Source organism: Streptomyces silvae (genome assembly GCF_016745505.1).
GTDB lineage: Bacteria > Actinomycetota > Actinomycetes > Streptomycetales > Streptomycetaceae > Streptomyces > Streptomyces silvae.
Window position 1 is genome coordinate 1 of record NZ_JAERUC010000001.1, and the last position, 6,719, is coordinate 6,719.

The window sequence follows — 6,719 nt, forward strand, 5'->3', positions numbered from 1 at the left end:
CGGGGGGCCGGCCAGGTCGGCTCCCGTGACCACGACGGGGACCTCCGGTGCCAGTGCGGTCAGGTCTCCGTCGACCGCGAACAGGAGGTCCACGACCCGGTCGTAGCCGACCACCGCCTCGGCTCCGTCGGCCAGCGCGAGGACCGCGCCCGCGGGGCCGCCCCGGAGCCCGACCAGGTACGCGTCGGCGAACGGCAGCGCCTGGTGCGGGCTTTCCAGCGGCACCGGGCCCTGCCGCAGGAAGGTGAACGTGGACACCTCGGGCAGCAGGCCGTAGGTCTGCCGCAGTCCGTCCTGCCAGTCCCCCAGCGGCCGGGTGGACGTCCCCACCGGCTTGTCGTCCGCGTCGCGGTGCCTGATCACCAGCACCCGGTCCAGGAGGATCCGGGACCCGTCCAGCGCGACCAGCTCCGAGAACCACGGCAGGAACGGAGGGGTCTGCCCGGGGTCGGCCAGGATGCCCAGGGCGGTGCGTGCCGCGTCGAAGATCTCCTGGGCCCTCGTCCGGCCTCCCGGGGGGATGTGGGGCAGCAGCTCGTACGCCTCCACGAGCGCCGCCCGCAGGCCCTGGTAGGCGGGGTGGCCGGCGTGCAGCGGCCTGCCCAGCGCGTATGCGCCCAGCGCGAGCGCGATGTTCCTGCTCTCCCACTCGGTCATCAGCTTCCTGGTGGGGGCGCCGGCCTGCGGGATGCCCGATCGCGCGGCCACCACGAGGAAGCCCGAGACACCCTGCACCACCGGGTTGCCCGTGATCCGCAGGACGGACTCGCGCAGGACGTCCTCGGGCAGCGGGGCCCGGTGCCTCAGCGCGCGCTCGTAGGCGCTGAGGCTGTATCCGGACATCTCCGTGACGGCGCGCCGGACCTCCTCGGGCGTCATGAACTGGCCCGTGTAGCCGAAGTGCCGCAGCTCCGCGAGGACCAGCGGAACGGCCAGCCGGCCGTCGTCGGTGTCCAGGGTCGGGTAGTCGCCGTCGTCCATCCCGACGGCGTAGCGCTGGCTGATGGGGGCGCCCTCGGACGTCCGGCCGGTGAGGACGGCCGTCCAGTGCTCGCGGGGCGTCGGCACGTCCGTGCCGGCGCTGTCGAAGAAACCGGTCTCGGGGGGCAGGTTGGGCGTCAGCCGCTGCCGGTAGAACTCCAGCAGCCTGCCCAGGTGCTGGACGACGTCCTCGGTGAGCTGGTCGTGGCGCTCGTCGAGGAAGGACCGGGTACGGGGCCGCAGCGCCCGCAGGACACGGTCCAGGGCGTGCCGCGAGGCAGCGGGCAGGAGGTTCTTGATGAGCTCCGGATCGATGCCCGGCGGCCGGGAGTTGTCGAAGACGTTGCCGACCGGCGCGGCCGCGACGTTCTGGAAGCCCAGCCATCCGTAGCCCCAGACCTCGTCGACGTCCGGGACGGCCGCGAGGAACGGGACGATGTGGTTCTCCACCGCGTTCGCGCCGAGGACGTGGTTCGCGAACGTCGTGGTGACCATCTGGCCGAAGCTCCGGGCACCGGCCGTCGCGGTCTCGAACTGTCCGGCGGTCGACCGCTCGAAGGCGATGTCCTGGAGCTCCCGGAGGCCGACGGCGGGGTAACCGACGGTGAGCTGGCCGTAGGCGGTCCAGTCGAAGCCCTCGGGAGCGGGGTTGACCTTCGTCGCCAGGCCGACCTCGGTGAACGTCCAGCCGCCGAGCGGCCCCAGCACCTCGGTGAGCGGCACGGCGGCCTGCCGCTCGTCCGCGATCCTCCCGGCGGCCCGCGCCCGCTGCAGCTGGGCCATGCCCTCTTCCTGGGTCTGCCTCCGCTCCCCCGGGATCACCGCCATCGGATCGAGGACGAACTCACCGATGGTGTACTTCCCCCGGACGGGCTGCGGTTCTCCCGGTGCCACCTGCGGCCGGTCGACGTGGAGCAGGCCGTCGGCCGTCATCCAGAAGGCCCGGCCGTCGGTGACGAGCGTGATGCCGGGGCCGTGGGCCAGGGTGAGGGTCGTGGTGATGCGGCCCGGCACCGCGATGAAGAGGTCCCGGCGCTCCTCCAGCTCCAGTCCGATGGCGCCGTACGAGGGTTCGACCGCCGCGTCCAGCTCCGCGTGCACCGTGGAGGAGGACTGCGAGAACTCCGGCAGCGCGTGCTCCAGGGCCTGCCCGCCGGGGCCGACGACCACGGCACGCGCGTCGGACGCCGCGACGGCCGGCGGGAGCGCCGACACCTGACGGCCCTGGCCGGCCGACAGGTCCACCCACAGCACACCGTCACGCCCGCTCACGTGGTACGCCGCCCACGCGTGCCCCGCCAGCGGACCCTGACGGCGCGCCAGGACGAACGCCACCGCGCCGGGCCCCTGGGCCGCGACCGCCCCGGCCACCGACGCCCACGACCGCACCCGGCGCCATCCGGGGCCCATCACCAGGGCAGACTCCGCGGCGTTCCCGAGGGTCACCGCATCGTCCGCCGTGAGCGCCGGACGCACCCCCCGCCGGAACAACTCGGCGCGCAGCGCCCCCAGCAGCACCAGGCACCGCTCGACCGTCATGCCGTGCACCGGCTCGCGGCCCGCCACCCGGCGCGCCGTCGCCGTCAGCTCAGCGCGGTTGAGCGGCGGCGGCACGGTGGCCTCCGCCCCGGTCAGGCTGCGCGGCATGGCGGACGGCTTCGGCGAGGAGAACAGGGCGTCGCCGTAGGGAGCCGGCGCCAGGACACTGGAGTTGAGTCCCTGGAGCCATGCCTTGCGCCACACGCCAGGCTTCCCGCTGTTCGTCTCCGGCAGGCCGATCAGACGCATCGGGGCCGCCGTGGCGCCCGGTGCCGGGGTGGTCGGTGCCACCGTGAGCGCCCCGCTGTACGCCCAGCCGTTACGCGCGGTGCGGTTGGAGAACGCCTCCGACAGCACCATCGGGCGCCCCGCGCCGCTGCCCGCACCGGACAGCACGAACAGCACGGGAACACCGAGCGCCGTCATGCGCAGCACGGGCGCCAGGTCCAGCAGGGCCAGGAACTCCCTGTCGGCCACCCGGAACGGCGGCGTACCGGGAAGGTGGAGGACCACGAATCCTTCGGCGTCGGTGTCCGTCCACACCACCATGACGTCCTCGTGCTCGCCCTCGGCCGTCCACGGCGCGCGGAAGTGTGTGAGGGAGCTTCCGTCACCCTCCTTGTCCTGCCTGCCGACGCCCCGGAGGTCGACACCGCCGGGGGCGGGCCTGCCGCTCCAGTTGAAGCCCTGGAACTTCTCGCCGTCCCTGAGATGGTGGGCCGGTCCGAAGGCTCCCCTGGACGCGAGGTGGAAGGCGGACAGGGTGAAGAAGTCCGCCGGATCGAGACCGGCCGAGATCGCCTGGGCCGTCAGCATCCACAGCTGCTGCTTCCTCGCCGGGGCCCACTGCTCGTCGGGGAACATGTGGAGGACCCTGCGGCCCAGCTTCTCCGTGAACGCGTCGTCCCGGCCGGCCATCTGCTGGGCGGCGCCGGCCATCGCCCAGAAGGCGTGCGTCACGGCGCGCTTCGTCACCGGGACGCTCTCGGGCTGCCTCAGCACGTTCCGCACGACGGCCGCACCGAGCTGGGTCATCTGCCGCATGGCGTGGAGGATCGCCGGGTCCGCGACGGCCTCGCTCAGCGGGGCCGTCGGCTTCTGCGCCACCAGCCGTGCGGCGAGGTCGAGGACCTTGCGGTAGTCGTCGGGGCTCGGCGACCTGCTCCCCAGCCGCTGGGCGATGAAGGTCCACAGCTCCATGCGGAACGGTGTGAACCGGCCCAGCGCCGCGTCGTTGGCGCGCAGGGTCTCCATCGCGCCGATGCCCTTGAGCAGTTGTCCGTGCAGGGGGCCGTCCGTCTCGGCCTCGGGGCCGAACACGATCCGCAGGGCCCGCACCAGCCGGAGGGTGGTCGCGCGCACCTCGGGCGCGGCCTCGCCCTCAGCGGTGTGCAGTCCTGCGGCCCGGGCCATCCGGTCCAGCTCGTGCGGCAGGGGCTCGGGAACCACGTCCCTGCGCCGCCCGGCCACCCCGCCGGGGGTGTCGTGCAGGATGTGGGCATCGGTGTGGAAGCCACTGCTCATCAGCGACCCGTCGGTCACCCGACGGCTCGCGTTCGCCGTGTGCTGGGCAAGGGACACCTCCTCCAGCGGATCGTGCACCTGGGGCGCCGGCCGGTTGTCCAGCTGCGGCAGCGCCGGGTTCCCCGGGGAGTCGCTCCAGCACACCTCCAGCTTCACGCGGTGGTCCTTCGGCAGCTCCGCCACCTCGGGGAGCCCGCCGACGTACCGTCCGCCGTCCGCCGCGCCCAGCCACACCGTCCGGCCGTCCCGCAGGGCCAGGAGCAGACCGCCCGGCAGCCCGTGGGCGACGTACACGTACACCGCGGGGTCGGGGGTCCGTGTCTCCTCGCTGATCAGGGCGGTCCTGCTGCCGGACGCCATCAGGTGGACCTGCTTCTTCGCCCGCAGGTACGTCCTCATCAGCCGCTCACGGTCCCGTACGTCGTCCGCGTGCGACATCCGGCCGAACCGCTCGTTCCGGTCGGAGACCAGGGGCCGGGACACGACGTCGCTGTCGCGGAACGTCGTACCGTCCACCGCCGTCCACGTACGGTCCGGGAGCGGTGCGACCGCCTTCGTCGGGTGGAACGGCACCCACGAGCCGAGCGGCTGGTCCGGGCCGTGGTCGATCAGTGCCGGGACGTGCTCGCGCTTCTTGTTGCGCACCAGACGGGCGTCGCCGCTGGGCGCCCACACCGGCCGCTCCAGCAGGTTGGCTACGGCCCGCAGGTACTCCAGATACCGCTCGTTCGCCAGGTTCGGCACCACCAGGACGACCGGGACGTCCTTCGGCAGCTTCGCCAGCTCGGGGTCCGCCGCCAGCTCCGCCGCCAGCTTCTCGGCGTCCAGCACCCGCCCGTCGGGGAAACGCACACCGTCCGGGTGGCTCCCGCCCCACACGACGTACGCCGAGTCCCCCCACGGTGCGGCCGCGTCCGCGCCGGGCACCTCCTTCAACGGCTGGTCCGGCTGCTCCTCGAACACCCGCACCCGTCCGATCCGCAGCTGGCGCACCTTCTCGCCCATCAGGTTGCGACCGCGCGGCGCGCCCGACGCGTTCGTCATCAGGGTCTCGGGCGACAGCAGGGAGCCCGCCGACGGCTGTGTCCCCTCACCGATGCTCAGCGCCCCGACGTCCGGCAGCAGCGCCGGGGCCGTGTCCTTCGGGCTGAAGACGAACAGGCCGGCCCCGCCGGTGGTCTGCTGCCGGGTGGCGGCGGTCCAGCGGGCCGGGGCCGTGCCCGCCGGGGCCGGCAGAGTGAGGATGCCGAGCGCTGCGGAGGGGTCGGCGGACGGCGCGAGGATCATCGGCGCGCTGTGACCGAAGGCCGGGCGTCCGGTGGTCCGGGAGAACCGCTGCACCAGCTCCGGGCTCAGCGCCCCCGAACCGGTGGTCAGGAAGAGCACAGGAGTGCCCAGGGGGGCGTTGCTCAACTCCGGGTCGAGTCCCAGCAGCGCCAGGTACTCGTTCTCCGGGACGGTGACGGGGGCGCGGCCGGGGACGTGGACGACGATGGTGCCGCCCGGGCCCGCCTCGACCACGCGCAGGGTGGGCATCGGCCTGCCCGGGAGGGTCCAGGCCGGCCGGACCGGGCGCACGGTGGCCCCGCCGGGCCCCGGTACCACCTGGTTCACGGAGCCCCAGTCGATACCGCCGGGTGCGGCGGTGCCGGACCAGTTGACGCCCTGGACGTGGGATCCCCGCCTGAGCTGGGTGTCCGGGCCGAAGGCACCGAGCTCCCGCAGGTGATGGGCGGCCAGCAGGTCGTGGTCGGAGACGTCCACGCCCTGCGCGATCGCCTTCGACATGAGGGCCCACAGTGCCTCGTGGTGCGACCGCTGCCACGCGGTCTCCGCGTCCAGGTGGAGGACCCTGCGGCCCATGGCCTCCCGGTCGGCCCGGGTGGTCACGCTGAAGATCTGGGCGGCGCGGGCCATGGCCCACAGCGTGGACGCGACGTGCGTCGGGGTGTACGGCGCCGAGGCGGTCAGCGACTGCACATGGCGGGTCATCTGCTCACCGGCGGACGCCAGTTGCCCGAAGGTGACCTGGAGGGCCGGCACCTCCACCACCGCGGTCAGCTGGACCTCGGGGTCGGCCGCCAGGCGGGCCGCGGCGAAGTCGAACAGGGCGAGGTAGCCGGCCGCGTCCGGGGCGCGGTCGGTGTGTTCCCGGACGTAGAAGTCCAGCATGTCCATGCGGAGCGGGGTGAACTGGCTGAGCAGCGGATCGTTGGCCCGCATGCGTTCCAGCGCACCGATGCCCTTGAGTGCCTGCTCGTACCGTCCGCCGGGAGTGCCGCGGTCGTCCTCGATGCCGTCGCCGAAGGCGGTCCGCAGCGCCCGTACCAGCCGCAGTGCCGTCGCCCGCGTCTCCGGCGGCACGTCGCCCGGAGCACGGTGCAGCCCCGCGTCCCGCGCCAGCTGGTCCAACTCGTGGTCCAGCGGCTCGGGGTGCCGCACGACCCGGCGGCCCCGCTCACCGTTCGCCGCGTCCACCGTCGCGCGCCCGGCCTTGTCAAAGCCGGTCATCCGGGTGGCCCCGTCCGTGTCCCGGCGGGTCAGGTTCGCCACGTGCTGGGCGAGCGGGACCTCACCCAGGGGATCGTCGACATGGGGTGCGGGAGCGTGCGAGGGCTGCGACCGCGAGGGGTCGCCGTCCGACGCGCTCCAGCAGACCTCCAGGTGGATCCGGT

At 73.7% G+C, this 6,719-nt stretch carries 1 protein-coding gene; it reads right to left on the reverse strand.

Translation table 11 applies throughout. The features are described 5' to 3' along the window. The coding region (locus tag JKV81_RS00005) for a lonely Cys domain-containing protein (protein WP_202074656.1) at positions 1-6,719 on the reverse strand (6,719 nt) is incomplete at both ends.